Source organism: Schaalia dentiphila ATCC 17982, assembly GCF_000154225.1.
GTDB classification, from domain to species: domain Bacteria; phylum Actinomycetota; class Actinomycetes; order Actinomycetales; family Actinomycetaceae; genus Pauljensenia; species Pauljensenia dentiphila.
In genome coordinates this window covers 80,844-98,948 of sequence record NZ_DS264586.1, presented here as the reverse complement: position 1 = coordinate 98,948, position 18,105 = coordinate 80,844, and the positions used below count along the sequence as shown (strand labels likewise).

6 protein-coding genes are annotated in these 18,105 nt (G+C 65.2%); 5 read left to right on the top strand and 1 reads right to left on the bottom strand.

Going from position 1 to position 18,105, the window contains the following annotated elements:
• Window positions 1-5: 5 nt before the first annotated feature.
• The 5 genes from ACTODO_RS00395 to ACTODO_RS00375 all read left to right on the top strand — a co-directional run bounded on the left by ACTODO_RS00395 (window position 6) and on the right by ACTODO_RS00375 (window position 15,272).
• On the top strand, window positions 6-227 hold the full coding sequence (locus tag ACTODO_RS00395) for a hypothetical protein (RefSeq protein WP_003790079.1): 222 nt from the start codon (window positions 6-8) through the stop codon (window positions 225-227).
• A gap of 161 nt (window positions 228-388) precedes the next feature.
• The gene (locus ACTODO_RS00390; RefSeq protein ID WP_034465938.1) at window positions 389-706 is read left to right on the top strand and encodes a heavy metal-binding domain-containing protein; all 318 of its coding nucleotides are present in this window, start codon (window positions 389-391) and stop codon (window positions 704-706) included.
• A 305-nt stretch (window positions 707-1,011) separates the two neighbouring features.
• Window positions 1,012-7,656: a leucine-rich repeat protein gene (locus tag ACTODO_RS00385; protein WP_003790075.1), complete on the top strand. Its 6,645-nt coding sequence runs from the start codon at window positions 1,012-1,014 to the stop codon at window positions 7,654-7,656.
• A 473-nt stretch (window positions 7,657-8,129) separates the two neighbouring features.
• Window positions 8,130-10,874 carry a leucine-rich repeat protein gene (locus ACTODO_RS00380; protein WP_003790073.1) on the top strand — a complete coding sequence of 915 codons (2,745 nt, stop codon included), beginning with the start codon at window positions 8,130-8,132 and terminating at the stop codon, window positions 10,872-10,874.
• Between the two features lie 444 nt (window positions 10,875-11,318).
• Window positions 11,319-15,272, top strand: a complete 3,954-nt coding sequence (locus tag ACTODO_RS00375; protein ID WP_003790068.1) for a S8 family serine peptidase — start codon at window positions 11,319-11,321, stop codon at window positions 15,270-15,272.
• Window positions 15,273-16,136: 864 nt separating this feature from the next.
• Here ACTODO_RS00375 and ACTODO_RS00370 read toward each other — a convergent pair.
• Window positions 16,137-18,077, bottom strand: a complete 1,941-nt coding sequence (locus ACTODO_RS00370; protein ID WP_003790066.1) for a solute carrier family 23 protein — start codon at window positions 18,075-18,077, stop codon at window positions 16,137-16,139.
• Window positions 18,078-18,105 lie beyond the last annotated feature (28 nt).

Here is an 18,105-nt window from a genome sequence, read left to right as displayed (position 1 = left end):
GAAATATGTCGACGATCTACACGACGAGTGAGTGGAAAGGTCATGGCAAGCAGAACTACTTCTGGAATGAGTATCGCCTGGAGGGAGGGACGGTGACGAAATACAAGTGCAACAGGCATAAGTTCTTTGATGGTGATGAGAGTAATTGGGAAGAAAGTGAAACGGAGGTTGAGTCGTGGTCTGTTGATGATCCGTCCATGCCTGACTGGCTTCGAGATTATCTCTAGGAAGAAGGGGTGCCTGGCATCCGTTCTAACCTGTGTGGAGTATGGAGGGGTAGGAGTGGGCGAGGGGACCAACTGAGCCAATCAGTTGATGAGCGCCTACTAGCCTCCGCGCGGGAACGCGGGTAGTGTTGCCACGTTAGCCCCCTATGAAGGAGTGAATGATGCTCGTTGTGACGACCCCGACCGTTGAGGGTGCGCCCGTCAAGCAGTACATCGGCATGGTCTCCGGTGAGGCGATCTCCGGCGTCAACATGTTCAAGGACTTCGGTGCGAACCTGTCCAACATGTTCGGTGGCCGCGCCTCCCAGTACGAGGAAGAGATCGGCGGCGCCTCCGCGACCGCCGTCAACGAAATGTGCGCCCGCGCCCAGGCCATGGGTGCCAACGCGGTCGTCGGCGTGAAGGTCGACTACTTCACCGCCGGCACCAACAACGGCATGCTCGCCGCCATCGCGACGGGCACCGCGGTCATTCTCTGACCCATATCCGCGTGCCACTGAGCACGCGACTCATAACCCGCCAGGAGATGGTTCGGACCCAGTGTCCGCGCTCTCCTCGGCGGGTTTGTTGTTGGTAGCCACCGCCGCATAAATTACGGTCAGCTATTGTTACTAAGGACTCGCTAAGAAGAGCTAGTTTACGGCGAAAAGATGGGCGCGTAAAGCCCTCGACGGATGGTGAGAAGAAAACTTTTCAGTAAGGATAGGTAACCCTACCCTAGACGTTGGGTTATGCCGTATCCGCGGCCATGCCCTGACCCAGTTGTCAACCAAGTGAGCCATAGATGTCCCATCGCACAACCTCGGCATTGGTGCTGCTAACCGCGGGCACCCTTGCCATGACCGCCGTGACCACCCCGGCGGCTTTCGCAGCTAACCCGCAAGAGGAAAGCCAGTCGGGCGCCGCAGCCCCCGCCTCGTCCGTCGACGCCCAGTCCGGCGCCCCGCAGTCGGGAGCCGCCGACGAGGCCGGTGCCGAGAACCCGACCACCACCCCCGAGAGCGTCCCCGCCGACGACACCCCGACGACGATCATCGTCCAGCTGGAAGACGGCTCGGTCGGCATCCCGTGGTATCAGCGGGTCTTCGGATTGTCGTCCTCAACCAAGCACGAGACGGTCAAGGAACGCATCGAAACCTCGGTCGAGGCAGTGGTCCCCGGTGCGGACATCACCGACGTGCGCGACTACACGCACGCGTTGGACGGTTTCGCGATCCAGGCCCCGGCCTCGTCCCTGGGTGCCATCAAGGCGACCGAGGGCGTCAAGGCTGCGTTCATCGAGCGCCACCACAAGCCCATGGTCGTCGAGGGGGACGCGGGCGCGCTGGGTGCCGAGGCCGTGGACCCGGCCCTGCAAAACGCCTCCTCCCTGGAGATGACGCGCGCGAATCAGACCACCCAGAAGGGGGATCGTCAGGTCGTCGAGGTTATCGACACGGGCATCGAGGCCACCCACCAGGCCTTCTCTGGCTCCATGGATGGCGTCGATGTGCGCCTGAGCCAGGGGGACGTCGAGGCCCTCGTCGGCAAGCTGCCGCACGGCAAGACCGGCGCCTACCTTAACAGCAAGATCCCCTTCGTCTTCGACTACGCGGACAACGACGCGGACGTGCTGCCCAAGTCGAGCAAGGACCTGTCGCACGGCACCCACGTCGCCGCGATCGCCGCCGCCAACGCGGCTGACCTGCAGGGCACCGCGCCCCACGCGCAGATCATCGTCGCGAAGGTCGCCTCCGACAAGGACGGATCGATCCCCGACAGCACGGTCCTGGCGGCCCTCGACGACGCGGTCGTTCTCAAGCCCGACTCGATCAACCTCTCCCTCGGCGAGGATGCGGGCATGGGCACCGAGGCCGGAACCATGTACGCGGAGGTCTACAAGAACCTCGCCAACGCGGGAGTGACCGTCAACGCCGCTGCGGGTAACTCCTACTCCAGCGCCTACTCCAACTACAGCGGCAAGAACAAGCCGTTCGCGACCGACCCCGACGCCGGCACGCTCTCCGAGCCCGCGTCCTACAGCTCGACCCTGGCCGTCGCCTCGGTCAACAACCAGGACGCCCTGCCCTACCTGACGGTGGGGGACCGCCAGGTCGTCTACCGCAAGTCGCGCGGCCTGAAGGACGCCGTCGTGCCGAGCCTCCTCGACATCCCCGAGGCCACCTACACCCTCGTCTACGCGGGCATCGGTGACGCGGCCGCACTCGAGAAGCTCGTCGCCGAGCACCCCGGCGACCTGTCGAAGGTCATCGTCCTCGAAGACCGCGGCGGCTCCGACAGTGCGACGGGCGCGGACATGACCCACGAGGCCAAGGTCAAGGGACTCACCCAGCTGACCTCCAAGCCCGCCGCCCTCATCATCGGCGACTCCGAGACGGTCGAAAACCCCTACGTGGCGACTATTGAAGCCACCCACACGATGCCGACCGTGACCATCACGAAGAAGGAGAAGGACGCGCTTATCGAGGCCATCAAGGCCAGCGAGTCCGGCTCCATCACCATCTCCAACCCTCACGCGGGCCTCAAGCTCGCCTCGACCAACCCGTCGGTCTCCGACTTCACCTCGTGGGGCGTCACGCCCGATCTCAAGCTCAAGCCTGAGATCGCTGCCCCCGGCGGCAACATCGTCGCGGCTGTCCTGGGCAACACGTACCGCTCCATGTCGGGCACGTCCATGGCGACCCCGCAGGTTGCGGGCATCGCGACCCTCGTACGCCAGCGCGTCAACGACGACCCGGCATTCGCCGGCCTGTCGGAGGCGGACAAGGCAGCGATCGTCACCACCCTCATGATGGGAACCGCCCACCCGCTGCTCGACATCGACCAGAACGACGGCACCTACTACTCGCCGCGCCGCGTGGGCGCCGGCCAGGTGGACGCCCTCGCAGCCACGACCACGACCGTCTACCCGAGCGTTGTGGGCGCGGAAAACCCGTGGCGTCCCAAGGCTGACCTCGGAGAGGGCACGAACGGGTGGACCTTCCAAGTCACCCTGACGAATGTCTCCGACGCCGACCACACCTACACGCTGGGCGGCCAGGCGCTCTCCGAGATCGTCGAGGGGGGCCTCTTCACTGAGCACTCCAAGAACTGGGCGGGGCAGGGCATCGACCTGACCTACTCCGCTGACTCGGTGACCGTGCCCGCCAAGGGCACCGCGACCGTGACCGTCACCGTGACCCCGCAGGGCGCCTTTGCCTCGTACGCGAACGCGAACGCACCCAAGGGCACGTTCATCGACGGTGCTGTCACCTTCACCAGTACCGACGGTCAGCCCGACCTGACCGTCCCCTACATGGGCTTCTACGGCTCCTGGGGCGCGCCCGCCGTCTTCGACGGCAAGTGGTACGACGGTACGACGAGCACCGCGCACGCCTGCTCCTCGACCCTCATCAACCCCGCGACCGAGGTTCCCCTGGGTGCCCTGAACCCGCTCGCCGGACAGGAAATTGACGATGTGCGCGCGGTCGACCCCGCGTACTTCATCATGTCGCGCTCTGCGCTGCCCGAGGCCCCCTCGCGCATCCTGCCGCGCACCTGCCTGCTGCGTAACTCCCCGAAGGTGACCTACACCTACACGAACGAGGCCGGCGAGGTCGTGCGTGAGTACACCTTCGAGCGCGCCCGCAAGTCCCTGTTCAACTACCACGCCAGCAAGGTCGAGCCCATCGAAAGCCAGGAAGGCAACAACCCCGTCTTCGACGGCTTCGACAAGGATGGCAAGGAGCTGCCCGCGGGCCGCTACAAGCTGACGATCGATGCGGCCTCGGTCGCGCCCTCGAGCGTCGCCTCGCAGCTGGCCTGGGATTTCACCCTGGACACCGAGGCTCCCGTCATCTCCAACCTGACGGTCACCGGCGAGGGCGACGAGCGTGTCGTGTCCTTCGACGTCACCGACAACTCTCCGCTGGCTGGCATCGCTTTCTCCGAGTCCCCGACCTCGCGTCGCTACTACGACGAGAAGGAGGCCGTGGGCGCGAACCGTCAGGCCGACGGCACTTACGCCAAGCACTACGAGATCAAGTGGGCCGACCTCATCGACCGCGCGGACTCCTCGGATCCGGCGACCGCCTACCTGTTCGCGTGGGACTGGGGTAAGAACCAGGCCCGTCAGGTGATCCGCTTTAGCACGATCCCGATGACCTCCCTGTCGCTCACTCCGCAGGACTCCGAGGTTGTTGCGGGCGAGACGGTCGCGCTGAGCCCCTCGTACGAGCCGGCGAACGCGAATGTCACCGACCTCGTATGGACGTCCTCGAACGAGGCCGTGGCCACCGTGAACGAAAACGGCGAGGTCCGCACCCTGGCCGCCGGCGAGGCGACGATCACCGCGACCGACGCGTCCCAGCCGACCCTGTCGGCCAGCGCTCGGATCCGCGTGCGCACGATCTCTGAGGACGCGGGCATCGAGCTCGCGGACACCCAGGTGACGCTCAAGGTGGGCGAGACCGCCCCCGTGAAGGCCTACCTGGCGCCCTCGCTGAAGGACCGCGCGGTGACGTGGAGCGTGGAGCCGGCCGACCTGGCCACGGTCGCCGCCGACACTGACACGCGCAAGGCGACCCTGACCGCCGGCGATCACGCTGGTCCGGGCACGCTGACCGCCACCGTCACCACCGAGGCCGGCGCGGCCAAGACCGCGTCCATCCCCGTCACGGTGCGCGCCGCCGACGCCGACGACTTCGAGATCAACGAGGACGGCGTCCTCGTCAAGTACAAGGGCTCGGCCACCGAGGTCACCCTGCCCGACACCGTGACCTCCATCGGCGAGCGCGCCTTCGCGAGCTCCACCGTGGAGCACGTGACGGTCCCCGCCTCGGTGCGTTCCATCGGCCTGGAGGCCTTCATCTACAGCTCGCTGAAGAAGATCACCTTCATCGACGACGAGGCCCACCCGGCCCAGCTGACCACGATCGCCGACCGTGCGTTCGCCAACGCGAGCCTCGAGGCCATCGAGCTGCCGCGTTCCGTGGTGACGATGGGCGCGGAGGTCTTCGACTACAACTCGGCGCTCACCACGATCAAGCTGGGCCCCAACGTCGCCGCCGACTCGGTGACCTCGGGCTACGCCGAGAACGCCTCGCTGACCAGCGTCGAGGTCGATCCCGCGAACCCGAACTACGAGAGTGTTGACGGAGTCCTGTACTCCAAGGACCACTCGCGCCTGATCCTGTACCCGGCCGCCAAGAATACGGGAGGCACGTACACGGTCCTGGACGGAGTCGCGACGATCGCGCCCAAGGCTTTCCAGAAGGCTGGCATCACCTCCGTGACACTGCCCGACAGCCTACGCACGATTAAGGACGAGGCCTTCCGCCTCTCCGCGCTCACCGCGGTCACCCTGCCCGAGAAGTTCGAGACGGTCGGCACCTGTGCCTTCTGCTCCGCCGACAAGCTCGCGACCATCGACCTGGGCGGCACGATCTCCCTGGGCGGCAGCGCCTTCGAATCCACGAGTGCGAAGAACGGGGTCAATTTCCGGCCCGAACTCGGACGCCTGACCACGATCGGCGACTTCGCGTTTAGCCGCACGGCACAGTCCTCCGTGACCCTTCCTGACTCGGTGACCGCGGTCGGCGAGCAGGCGTTCTCGGAGAGCACGGCCCTGACCTCGTTCCACATCGGAGCGGGCGTCACCTCCTTCGCCGAGACCGCCCTGTACAACGACCGCAAGATCGCGACGCTGACCGTTTCCGCCGACAACCCGGTGTACTCGGCCGAGCACAACGTCCTGTACCGTAAGGCGAATGATGGCCTGCACCTGATGCTGTCCCCGGCCGCCAACACGCTCACCGACTACACGGTGCGCGCGGGCACGGTCGAGATCGGCGCGACGGCATTCGCCAACAACAAGATGCTCACCCGTGTCGTCCTGCCCGACGGCCTCAAGGTCATCGGCGACGACGCCTTCGCGGGCACCACTGCCCTCACCGAGCTCGTCATCCCCGAGTCGGTCGAGCGCTCGAGCGGCGTCACCGGAAACTCCCTGGAACTCGTCGAGTACGGCTCCAAGGTGACCTCGATCCGCATGGAAGGCAGCTGGGTTCCCATGCCTCGTCGCATCGTCGTGCGTGGCGGCGTGGACGGCTCCTTCGTGTACGACGGTCGCCCGACGAACGGACGCCGCCAGTGCGCCTACTTCGGCGAGGGCATGACCCGCGTGTCCTTCGGCGTGGACGTCCCGCGCGTCCTCGTCCTCCCCTCGACGCTGACCCGCCTCTACCTTGAGCCGGAGTTGAGCGACGAGAAGAAGGACGACACCCACGTGTACGTCGCTGCGGCCGAGGGTTCGCAGGCGTGGAACGTCGCCAAGGACGCCCTCGAGGCGGCCGGCATCGACCCCTCGCACCTGCACACCTACACGGGTGCGTCGATGACCCTGGCGGGTACGAACATCGCCGAGGCCGGGGGAAGTTACACGTACACGGGCGAGGTCGGCGCGTCGGTCGACGTGACGGCTGAGGTTGCCGGTGGCATCGCCGGCACGCAGCAGGTGCGCGCCGTGCAGATCGGAGCGGATGGTACCGAGACACTCGTGCGCGACTGGACGACGGTGACGGACAGCGGGGATCGAGCTGCGGTCTCCTCCGTGACCTTCCCGTGGACCCCTTCCGCCGCGGACGTGAGCCTGCGTGTGCAGGTGCGCGACGCCTCGTACCTGACGAGCACCCTCATGATCAAGCTGCCGGGTACCCCGGACCCGACACCGGCGCCTGAGCCGACGCCTGCACCTGAGCCGACGCCTGCTCCGTCTCCGGACCCGACGCCCGCTCCCGAGCCGACTCCGGCTCCTGCCCCGCAGGACGGCCAGTGGGTGAGCGACTCTGTCGGCTGGTGGTACCGCTATGCGGATGGCACCTATCCGGCTGGCCGGACGGTGCAGATCGGTAACTCGATCTACCGCTTCGGTGCGGATGGCTACATGCGTACTGGCTGGGCGAGTGAGGATGGCGCGTGGTACTTCCACAATCCGTCTGGTGCTCAGGCGAGTGGCTGGGTGAAGGATGGCTCTTCCTGGTACTACCTGAACCCGACGACCGGACAGATGGTGACGGGATGGATCCTCGATGGGCTGACCTGGTACTACCTGACACCCGGCAGTGGCGCGATGGCGACTGGTTGGGTCAAGGATGGGTCCTCTTGGTACTACATGGCCCCCAGCGGCGCGTTGACGACCGGCTGGCTGCGACAGGGCTCCTCCTGGTACTACCTGAGCACCGACTCCGGTGCGATGGTCACCGGCTGGCTGCAACGGGGGTCCTCCTGGTACTACCTGCACCCCGCGGGTGGCGCCATGGCCACCGGCTGGCTGCAGCTGGACGGAGCTTGGTACTACTTCGATCCGAGCAGCGGAGTGATGGCCACCGGCTCCCAGCGGATCGGCTGGCGTTCCTATCGCTTTGCTGACTCAGGACAGCTGATGAACTGACCTGTTACCAGGCTTCCCACACGCCCCCGGAGATCATCCGGGGGCGTGTGCTTGTCTCACCACCCATTCGTCATTTGTCGGCATGGCGGGTCAACCCAGGGTGCGCCGTGCACATCTTGTTCGACCATTCGGTCGATCATGAAGTAAATCGCCTGCGTAACGGGCGGTTAGGGTCGTTGTCAGATGCGATCAATATAGATTATCGGTCTTCTTGACAGATTGAGTGGAAAGATGCAACAAAACCCTAGAAAACCTCGATGAGAAGGAGGTGAATCAGCTAGGTGATGCCAGGCCTTCGTGAAAGGGCTAAGTATGCTACTACTTGCGCAGATACGGGTGAATCGGCTGACATATGTTGAGAAAATGGGTCGTAGGGGTATCCGAAAACCCTAAAAAGCGATATGTTTGACATGAATGGCTGCGATCGCAACGCGAGGCCTTCTCCTACCGAATGCTAATTTAGGGGTTCACAGATGTCCCATTCAAAGTTTGCGGTGCTGGCGTTTGCGCTTGCGGGCACCCTGTCGCTGACTGCGCTTGGCGTGCCTGCTGCCCATGCGGTCAGTACTGATGCCGCCGGGCAGGCTAACGCTGCCGCCTCGCTGAACGCAGATGCCGACGGCTTCATCATCAACGCCGACGGCGTGCTCGTGGGCTACACCGGTGGTGCCCGCGAGGTGCGTATCCCCGAGGGCGTCACCGAGATCAGCACAAATGCGTTTAATGGCACGAGCCTGACGAGCGTGTGGATCCCCGCGAGCGTGCGCGCAATCGACGACTATGTCTTTTCAGGCCAGCCGCTCACCGAGGTTACCTTCCAGGATGACGACGCCCACCCCTCGAAGCTGGAGACGATCGGGGAACGCGCCTTCGCAAACACGGCGCTCGAACACATCACCCTGCCCCGTTCTCTCACGATGGCGGGCCTGGAGACTTTCAGTGACATGGCAAAGCTGCGCTCCGTCCACGTCGGTCCGAAGGTGTCGGCCCAGGGCCTGTTCGCGGCATTTGCGCGCACCCCGCTCCTGGAGAGCATCGACGTCGACGATGCCAACCAGAACTACCAGAGCCTCGACGGCGTCCTGTACACGAAGGGCCTGACGCACCTGGCGACCTACCCGGAGGCGAAGAACGCCGGTGGTAGCTACGCGATTGCCGAGGGGACCTCGACGATCGACGAGGGAGCCTTCACATCTGCGCAGATCACCTCCGTGACTCTGCCCTCGACCCTGCGTCGTGTGGATAAGGCGGCGTTCGCGAGCTCGCAGGTCACCTCCCTGACCTTGCCGGACGGCTTTGAATCCATGGACGACATGGCGTTCTGGTACATGCCCAAGCTGGAGCGCGTTGACCTGGGAGGCGCGACGGCCGTGTCGGACAGCGCCTTCCGCTACGATAAGGCGCTCACCGAGGTGAACTTCCGCCCCGACCTGGGGCGCCTCACCAGTGTGGAGGACTACGCGTTCGAAGCCGCGCCGATCACCTCGGTCACGGTGCCCGATTCGGTGACGAGCATCGGGAAGTTCGCCTTTTCCGACAACAGCTACCTCACCCGCGTTCACCTGGGCTCGGGCCTGACCTCCATCGGGGAAGGCGCGTTCGTCGGGGCGACGTCCCTGGCCTCGCTGAGCGTCGCACCCGCCAATCCCGTCTACTCGGTGGACAGCGGCGTCCTGTACCAGACGTCCATCGGGGGCAGAATCCTCGTCCTGTCTCTGCCCACGAACGGGGCCACCGAGTTCACGGTTCCTGGCGGCACGGTCGCGATCGCTGACTACGCCTTCTCGAAGAACATGTCCCTGCGCCGCGCTGTCCTGCCCGAGGGCCTGACCACGATCGGATTTGGCGCCTTCGACGGCTGCGATAACCTGACAGACATCGTCATTCCCGACTCGGTGACCGTGGCCCGAGGCCTCGTCAACAACGGCTTGGACACCGTCGAGCTGGGTTCGCAGGTCACGGAACTGTGGATGACTCCGCGCGATACCACCACCCCGCGCCACATCATCGTGCGCGGCGGCAATGATGGCGAGTTCTACTACGAGGGCAAGGCCACCAACGGACGTCCCGACAGCGCGTACTTCGGTGAGGGGATGACCAGCTTCACCTTCTGGTTCGACACGCCCCGCGTCCTGGTCCTGCCTTCGACGGTGAAGGAGCTCAAGCTCGCCGAGGATATGGCGGCCGACCTCAAGGCTGACACCGCCGTCTACGTCGCAGCTCCCCGGGGCTCTCAGGCGTGGCAGATCACCGAGGCTGCCATGACGCAAGCTGGGTACAACACGGCCAACCTCTTCGAATACGCCGAGCCGGCCTTGAGTGTGTCGGGCATCGGCATCGACGAGGCTGGGTCCGGGTACACTCTCACCTCAGCGGTTGGCGTCCCGACGACAGTGTCTGTCTCCACTCAGGCTGGTGTCCTGGGCACACGCCAGATGCGTCTCGTTCAGATCGAGCCCGACGGGCGTGAATCCGTCCTGCAGGACTGGGCCGCGATGTCAGAAAGCTCGGACACCGCCACTTCGACGGGCTCCTTCTCTTGGACTCCGACCAGCGACGGCATCGTCGCGCGTATCGACGTGCGTGACGAATCGAAACTCGTGAGCTCGACAACCGTGACCTTCAAGGCCTCCTCGGCCTCGGTGCCCGCGCAGGGAAAGTGGGTGCGCAGCGGTCGCAGCTGGCAGTACCACTACGCGGACGGTACACGCGCCACGAGCACCTCGCTCGTGATCGACGGACAGACCTACCGCTTTACTGCCAAAGGAAACATGCGCACCGGTTGGTTCTTCGAAGGGGGCGCGTGGTATTACCACGGCTTCTCGGGCGAGCAGGCCTCCGGTTGGGTTCTCGACGGCTCCTCCTGGTACTACCTGAGCCCGGCCACCGGCAAGATGCAAACCGGTTGGGTCAAGGATGGTTCGTCCTGGTACTACCTGGATCCGAACACGGGTGCCATGGCCACGGGTTGGTTCAAGGATGGTTCGTCCTGGTACTATCTGAGCCCGGCCACGGGGAAGATGCAGACCGGCTGGGTGAAGGACGGCGACACCTGGTACTACCTCAATCCCACCACCGGCAAGATGATGACGGGGTGGCTCAAGGACGGCGGTGCCTGGTACTACCTGAAGACCGGAAGCGGCGCGATGGCCACGGGCCGACTGCGCATCTTCTGGACGTGGTACACCTTCTCTGAGACGGGGCAGCTGATCAGCTAGGTTGCCCCTGACACTGACCGTCTAGGCCCGCACCCCGATTCGCGTTGGGTGTGCGGGCCTGGCGTCTGTCGAAGCGGTTAAGCGCCAAAATTCCCAGGGTTTTTTCAGGTTGTCTTGCTGTTGTCGCAAGGTTCGCTCCTCACAATGAATGTCATCACAAGGGAATACGGCACGGACCATGAGGGTCCGGGACATGCCGGCGAGACTTTTTCAAGGAGCTTTCTGGGAAAACTTGCACTGTGTTGATGGGATAAGCCGAGGGGCCGACCGTAAGGTCGGCCCCTCGGCTTATATTCGGGCCTGCACAAAATGTCAGTGTGTGGACACTGGGCCATCTATCGGACATGCATACTGCACAACTGGAAGAACTTTCGCATAATGGGACGGCGCGTCACCCGGACGCGCACCAGATCGTCATCTCGTCGATACGTAAGTGAGCCATTGATGACCCATCACTCCACCCCGGCACTCGCGCTCGCCGCAGCCCTCGCCCTGACCGGCGTGAGCGTCCCGGCACTCGCAGCGAGCCCGCAGCCGGGCGGTGTCCTCCCCGCCAACCCCACCTACGCCTCGTCGAAGGACGCCCAGTCGGGTACACGAGTCGAGGACGCGCTGCTGTCCATCCGCCAGGCCGAGGCCGGGGGAGTGACCCTGCCCGACGCCTCGTCCGCCCAGGAGGCGGCTGACGACACCCCGACGACGATCATCGTCCAGCTGGAGGATGGAACAGCCGGTAGCTCGACGCAGGCCACTCGCGACGACGTGAAGGCCCGCATTGCCTCCGCTGTCGAGGGAGTCGTCCCCGGTGCGCAGGTCGCGACCGTGCGCGAGTACACCAACGCTTTCGTCGGCTTCGCCATCAACGCGCCCGGCTCCTCTCTCGCCGCGATCCAGAAGGTCGAGGGAGTGAAGACCGCCTTCATCGAGGGCGTCCACAAGCCGATGCAAACCGGTGCCGAGGGGAGCGGTGCACCCGTCCTCAAGAACGCCTCGTCCCTGGCGATGACGCGCGCGAACGAGGTCGTCCTCAAGGGCGATCGTCAGGTCATCGAAGTCATCGACTCTGGCCTGCAGACCGACCACGACGCCTTCGCCGGCTCGATGGACGGCGTGGATGTGCGCATGAGCCAGGCCGACGTGCAGGCCTTCGCGGGCAAGCTCCCGCACGGCGGAGCGGGCACGTACGTCAACAGCAAGATCCCCTTCGCCTACGACTACGCGGACAACGACGCCGACGTCGTGCCCCATTCCGAGAAGGACCTGTCCCACGGTACGCACGTCACCGCGATCGCGGCCGCCAATGCGGACGTCCTGCAGGGCACCGCGCCCCACGCGCAGATCGTCGTCGCCAAGGTCGCCTCGGACGAGGACGGCTCGATGCTCGACAGCGCCCTGCTGGCGGCCCTCGATGACGCGCTCGTCATCAAGCCCGACGTCATCAACCTGTCCCTGGGCGACGACTCCGGCATGAGCAGCGACGCGGACAGTGTCTTCGCCGGCGTGTACGAGAAGCTCGCCGCCGCTGGCATCACCGTCAACGCGGCGGGCGGCAACGCCTTCTCCAACGCCTATGGCAACAACTCCGGCCAGAACAAGCCGTTCGCGACCGACCCCGACACGGGCACGCTCGGCGAACCCGCCTCCTACAAGTCCACCCTGGCCGTCGCCTCCGTCGATAACCAGGAGGCCCTGTCCTACGTGAGCCTGGGCGATCGCACAATCGCCTACCGCACCGCCCTCAACGGTCAGGGCGAGGCCGTGCGCGGCCTGCGCGACGTCCCCGAGAAGACCTACCGCATCGTCGACGCCGGCGCTGGCGGCACCGACCGGCTCGAGCAGCACGCGGGCACCGACCTCTCCGGCGTGATCGTCCTCGAGGATAAGGGCGGTACGGACTCCCGCGACGGCTCGGCCATGACCGAGGAGCTCAAGGCGCGCAACCTGACGGCCCTCTCGCCGGCACCCGCGGCCCTCATGGTCGCCGATACGGATGAGGCAGACACGCCCTACCAGGCGATCCTCGGCTCGACCACGTCGATGCCGACGGTGACCATCACCAAGCGTGACGGGGAGGCGATCCGCGAGGCCTTGGCCGCCGCCAACGGAGCCGACGTCACCGTGACCGTCACGCACTCCGGCATCGTGCTGGCCTCGAACAACCCGACGGCCTCGGAGTTCTCGGCGTGGGGTGTGGCCCCCGACCTGACCCTCAAGCCTGAGATCGCTGCCCCCGGCGGCGACATCATGTCGGCCTACCTCGGCAACGAGTACCAGCGCCTGTCGGGCACCTCGATGGCATCCCCGCAGGTCGCGGGAATCAGCGCCCTCGTGCGCGAGCGCCTCGCGGGCGATCCTGCCTTCTCTGGAATGAGCGCCGAGCAGAAGAACGCAGTCGTCACCAACCTCCTCATGGGCACCGCCCACCCGCTCATCGACGTCGAGCTGAGCGACGGCACCTACTACTCGCCGCGCAGGGTCGGCGCGGGCGCCGTCGACGCGCTCGCAGCGACCACCGCGACCGTCTACCCGACCGTCGTCGGCGCCGCCGATCCCTCCCGACCCAAGGCCGACCTCGGCGACGGGACGAAGGGCTGGACCTTCCAGGTGCAGCTGACCAACCTCTCCGACGCTGCCTACACCTACACCCTCGGCGGCCAGGCGCTCTCCGAGATGGTCGAGGAGGGCCTCTTCCTCGAGCACTCGCAGAACTGGGCGGGCGCAGGAATCTCGCTGACCTTCTCCGGTGACGGCGTCGCCGAGGCTGGGGACGCCCAGCAGATCACGGTCCCCGCGATGTCGAACGCCACCGTGACCGTCACCGTGACCCCCGAGTCCGAGTTCGCGGCCTTTGCCTCGGAGAACACCCCGAAGGGCACTTTCATCGACGGCGCCGTGACCTTCACGAGCGAGGACGGGACCCCGAGCCTGACCGTGCCCTACCTGGGCTTCTACGGCTCGTGGGGAGCCCCGGACGTCTTCGACGGCAAGTGGTCGGACGACGAGACGACACCCGTGCACGTCTTCCGTTCTGCGCTGGTCAACGCGCACTCGTCCATCCCGCTGGGAGCGCTGAACCCGCTGTCGGATAAGCAGGACTCGAACCTGGTCACCACGATCAACACGCAGCGCCTCATCACCTCGCGTGCCAAGTGGGCGGGCGCCCCCGACAGGATCGCGCCGATGACCGGCATGCTGCGCTCGGTCCCGTCGATGTCTGTCACCTACCGCAACTCCGCGGGCGAGTCAGTGCGCTCCTACACGATCAACCGCGTGCGCAAGTCCCTCTACGACCTCGAGACCGGCTGGACGAAGCCGGGTGAGTTCGCCGGTGAGGAACCCTTCTTCGATGGCTACGACCAGTCCGGCAACGAGCTGCCCGACGGTGCCTACACGCTGACGATCGAGGCTGCGACGGATGGTCCGTCCTCGCACAAGCACCAGATGAGCTACGAGTTCACGCTGGATACGCAGGCCCCCGTCATCTCCAACCTGACGGTGAGCGGCGAGGGCGACGCCCGCACGGTGTCCTTCGACGTCACCGACGCCTCGCCCGTGGCCGGCATCGACTTCCACGAGGATGCCGACGGCACGTGGTACTACCGCAAGCTCGTCGAGGACGACGGCGAGATCCTGGCCGACGGCACGCATCGCTACCACTTCGCCGTGCCCGTCTCGGAGCTGAAGGCCGCCTGGGCGCAGCAGGGACGCACGGACGAGGCCCCGGTGACCCCGTACCTCTTCGCCTGGGACTGGGGCGTCAACCCCGCCAAGCAGGAGGTGCGCCTCCAGGGCGATCCGACCCCGGCACCTGAGCCGACGGTGGATCCGACGCCCGCTCCCGAGCCGACTCCGGACCCGACGCTCGCTCCCGAGCCGACTCCGGCTCCTGCCCCGCAGGACGGCAAATGGGTGAGCGACTCTGTCGGCTGGTGGTACCGCTACGCAGACGGTTCGTACCCCAGGAACGGTGCTGCCCTCATCGACGGAGCCACCTATCGTTTCGATGCCAGCGGATACATGCGCACCGGCTGGGTGAGCGAGGCTGGTTGGTGGTTCTACCACGACGCTTCGGGTGCTCAGGCGAGTGGCTGGGTGAAGGATGGTGCGTCCTGGTACTACCTGGATCCGGCGACGGGTCGCATGGTCACCGGTTGGCTGCTCGATGGGCTGACCTGGTACTACCTGACACCCGGCAGTGGCGCGATGGCGACTGGTTGGGTCAAGGACGGCTCATCCTGGTACTTCATGCACTCCAGCGGCGCGCTGACCACCGGCTGGCTGCGACAGGGCTCCTCCTGGTACTACCTGAGCACCGACTCTGGTGCCATGTACACGGGCGGGCACTGGATCGGCTGGAAGTGGTACTACTTCGCCGAGAACGGCCAATGGAACGGCTGAGGCCTAACGCGCAGCACTGACAGCGCGTAACGCAGTGTGCGCCCCCGGGAAACCGGGGGCGCACACTCGTATTGGGATCACTCAGTTATCTGCGGGGTTAATTTCCCAGGATATTCTCAGCTCACCTTGCCATTGCCGCAAGGTTGGGTCCCTACAGTAGGTGTCATCACAAGGGAATACGGCACGGGCCACACGGGCCCGAGCAATGCCGACGAGACATCATTGAGGAGCCTTCTGGGACAACTTGCACTGTGTTGATGGGATACGCCGAGGGGCCGACCACGAGGTCGGCCCCTCGGCGTATCTGCACCTGGAGCGACTCGGGTGAACTGTGGGTGAAAAGTGCTATGCGTTGGTGTGATGGCGCCGCGGTCTATGCTGCGAAGTCTGTGCGGTGCGGTTTTGTGGTGAGGCCTGTGGTGCGTATTTCCTACGGCGGAAGTTGTCTTCTGGATAGGAACGGCTCTTCTGGATAGGTTATTTTCCTATCCAGAAGCCGATGACCTATCCAGATCGTCGTTTCCTATCCAGTTCGTTGGTGCTTGCCACCTTCGGTGGCCTCTGAAGTGGTAGTGCTAAGGGGGTACGACGCGAAACCCTCTCAACGCGTGTTGCCGGCGTGTCGGACCCTTGTTCGTGCAATTCCGTCGTTGATTGAGGTAATCGCGTCACGCGACCTCCCTCGGACCCTCATGCGGCGCCCCCGCTGAACGGTGTCACCGCCAGCTGATTGGGGAGTTGTGGTGTCCACAACGCACATCACCAGGGTAAAATCGCCCACAATAGGCCGCGCAAAAGCCGGGGCGCGTCAGGCATATTTCCCAACGCGCCCCGGCCTCGTCTTTTGGAGACTCTGAGTGCTACTCAGAGGCGCTCAAAGCCAGCGTCCCACGCGGCACGCATGGGGTTTGCGTCTGCGACCAGCTGATCGAAGCGCAGGTCGGCGATGTCGATGACCTCGCCGAGTGCGAAGCGAGCCTCGCGGGCGGGGGAGTGCTCGACGCGACGCCAGCCCGAGGACAGCAGATGCTTGCGGTCCACCACGTTGTCCACGCAGATGACCAGCGGGCGGCCAAACTTCTCGCGGTAGGCGGCAGCCAGGGCGCGTAGCTCCTCGGCTTCTTCGGAGGATACCTCGCCCACGGACAGGGACGAGGTATCCGAGCTGGCCTGCTCGTCGCCCGCACCATCGAGGACCAGGGAGACGACGTCCGTGTAGGAAGCGATGAGCTCCTCGGCCTCCTCGGGGCTGGCCGCCAGGACCGCGTCCTCGAAGGAGGATCGCAGCTCAGACACGGAGGCGAAGGGACGAGATTCCCAGGCACGCTCGACCGGCCACGTGTGCGACGAGAACATCGAGGAGAAGGTCGCGACGAACTGGTCGCGATCCATTGCGTTGACGTCGTCCAGGTTGATCTTCTTGCCGTCCACCACGGCCACGTCCGGCGAGGCCTGGCGTCCGATGTGGAAGAACAAGATGTTGAGGATGATGGCCGTCAGCGAGCCGATGGTCACGCCGGAGCCGAAGATGATCTGCAGCCAGGAGGGCATGACCGAGACGATGCCGGGCTTGAGAGTCACGAGGAGGGCCAGGCCGATCGACGTGGAGACGATGACGGCGTTGCGGTTGTCGCGCAGGTCAACCTTCGCCAGGGTCTGGATGCCGACGACGGCGACGTTGGCGAACATCGCCAGCGAGGCGCCGCCGATGACAGGGGAGGGGATGGCGGCGACGATGGCCGCGGCCTTCGGCAACAGGCCCAGGATGATCATGAAGACGCCCGCGGCGGTGACGACCCAGCGGGACTTCACGCGGGTCAGGCGCACGAGGCCGACGTTCTGCGCGAAGCAGGTGTAGGGGAAGGAGTTGAGGACGCCGCCCAGCAGCGTGGATAGGCCGTCGGCGCGCAGGGCGTTAGCGATGTCGCGCGGGGCGATGCGCTTGCCCACGACCTCGCCGGTGGCGAAGACGTCGCCCGTGGTCTCCACGGCGGTCACAGCCATGACGATGATCATGGCGAGGAGCGCGGTGGCGGAGAACTTCGGGATGCCGAAGTAGAAGGGCGTGGTGATGCCCAACCAGCTGGCTTCTCCCACGCCCGAGAAATCGGTCTTGCCCATCACGAATGCAACGCCCGTCATGATAACGAGGGCGAGAAGGACGGATAGGGTCCCGATGAAGCCCTTAAAGAGGCGCTGGATGATGACGATGATCGCGATCGTTCCAAAAGCGAAGCCGAGTGCCTCGAATGTTGCGGTTGCCTTCGCTGCATCACCGGTGGCCTGATCGGCCCAGGCGACGATGTCTCCGGCTGAGACAGACAGGAGCGTCGTGCCCATGACGGTCAGGAGCGTACCCGTGACGATCGGCGGGAAGAATCGCAGGAGCTTGGCGAAGAAGGGCGCCACCAGGAAGACGATGAGGCCGACGGCGATGATGGAGCCGTACATGGTGGCCAGGCCGGTCGTCGGGTCGGCGCCGGGCGGCGTGGCCGCTGCTCCGATTGCGATGAGGGGGGAGACGGCGGTGAAGGTGACGCCCTGGATGAGGGGGAGCTTCACGCCAATGAAGCGGCCGATGCCGGCCGACTGGATGATGGTGGCGATGCCACAGGTAAGCAGGTCCGCGTTAATGAGGTGGACCAGCGTATGGTTGTCGAGCCCGAGGCCGGAAGCAATGACGAGCGGGACGACCACGGCGCCCGCGTAGAACGCGAGGACGTGCTGAATGCCCAGAATGGTGAGTTTCCCAAAGGGAGGGACTTGATCGACGGGGTGGGGAGCGGACGAGGGGCTTGATGCCATCTGTGTCTCCTGGACCTTTATCCAAGTG

Excerpts from the sequence above, each read along its gene's own strand:
- ACTODO_RS00395 (WP_003790079.1), top strand. The coding sequence starts at position 6 with ATGTCGACGATCTACACGACGAGTGAGTGGAAAGGTCATGGCAAGCAG.
- ACTODO_RS00370 (WP_003790066.1), bottom strand. The coding sequence starts at position 18,077 with ATGGCATCAAGCCCCTCGTCCGCTCCCCACCCCGTCGATCAAGTCCCT.
- ACTODO_RS00385 (WP_003790075.1), top strand. The coding sequence starts at position 1,012 with ATGTCCCATCGCACAACCTCGGCATTGGTGCTGCTAACCGCGGGCACC.
- ACTODO_RS00390 (WP_034465938.1), top strand. The coding sequence starts at position 389 with ATGCTCGTTGTGACGACCCCGACCGTTGAGGGTGCGCCCGTCAAGCAG.
- ACTODO_RS00380 (WP_003790073.1), top strand. The coding sequence starts at position 8,130 with ATGTCCCATTCAAAGTTTGCGGTGCTGGCGTTTGCGCTTGCGGGCACC.
- ACTODO_RS00375 (WP_003790068.1), top strand. The coding sequence starts at position 11,319 with ATGACCCATCACTCCACCCCGGCACTCGCGCTCGCCGCAGCCCTCGCC.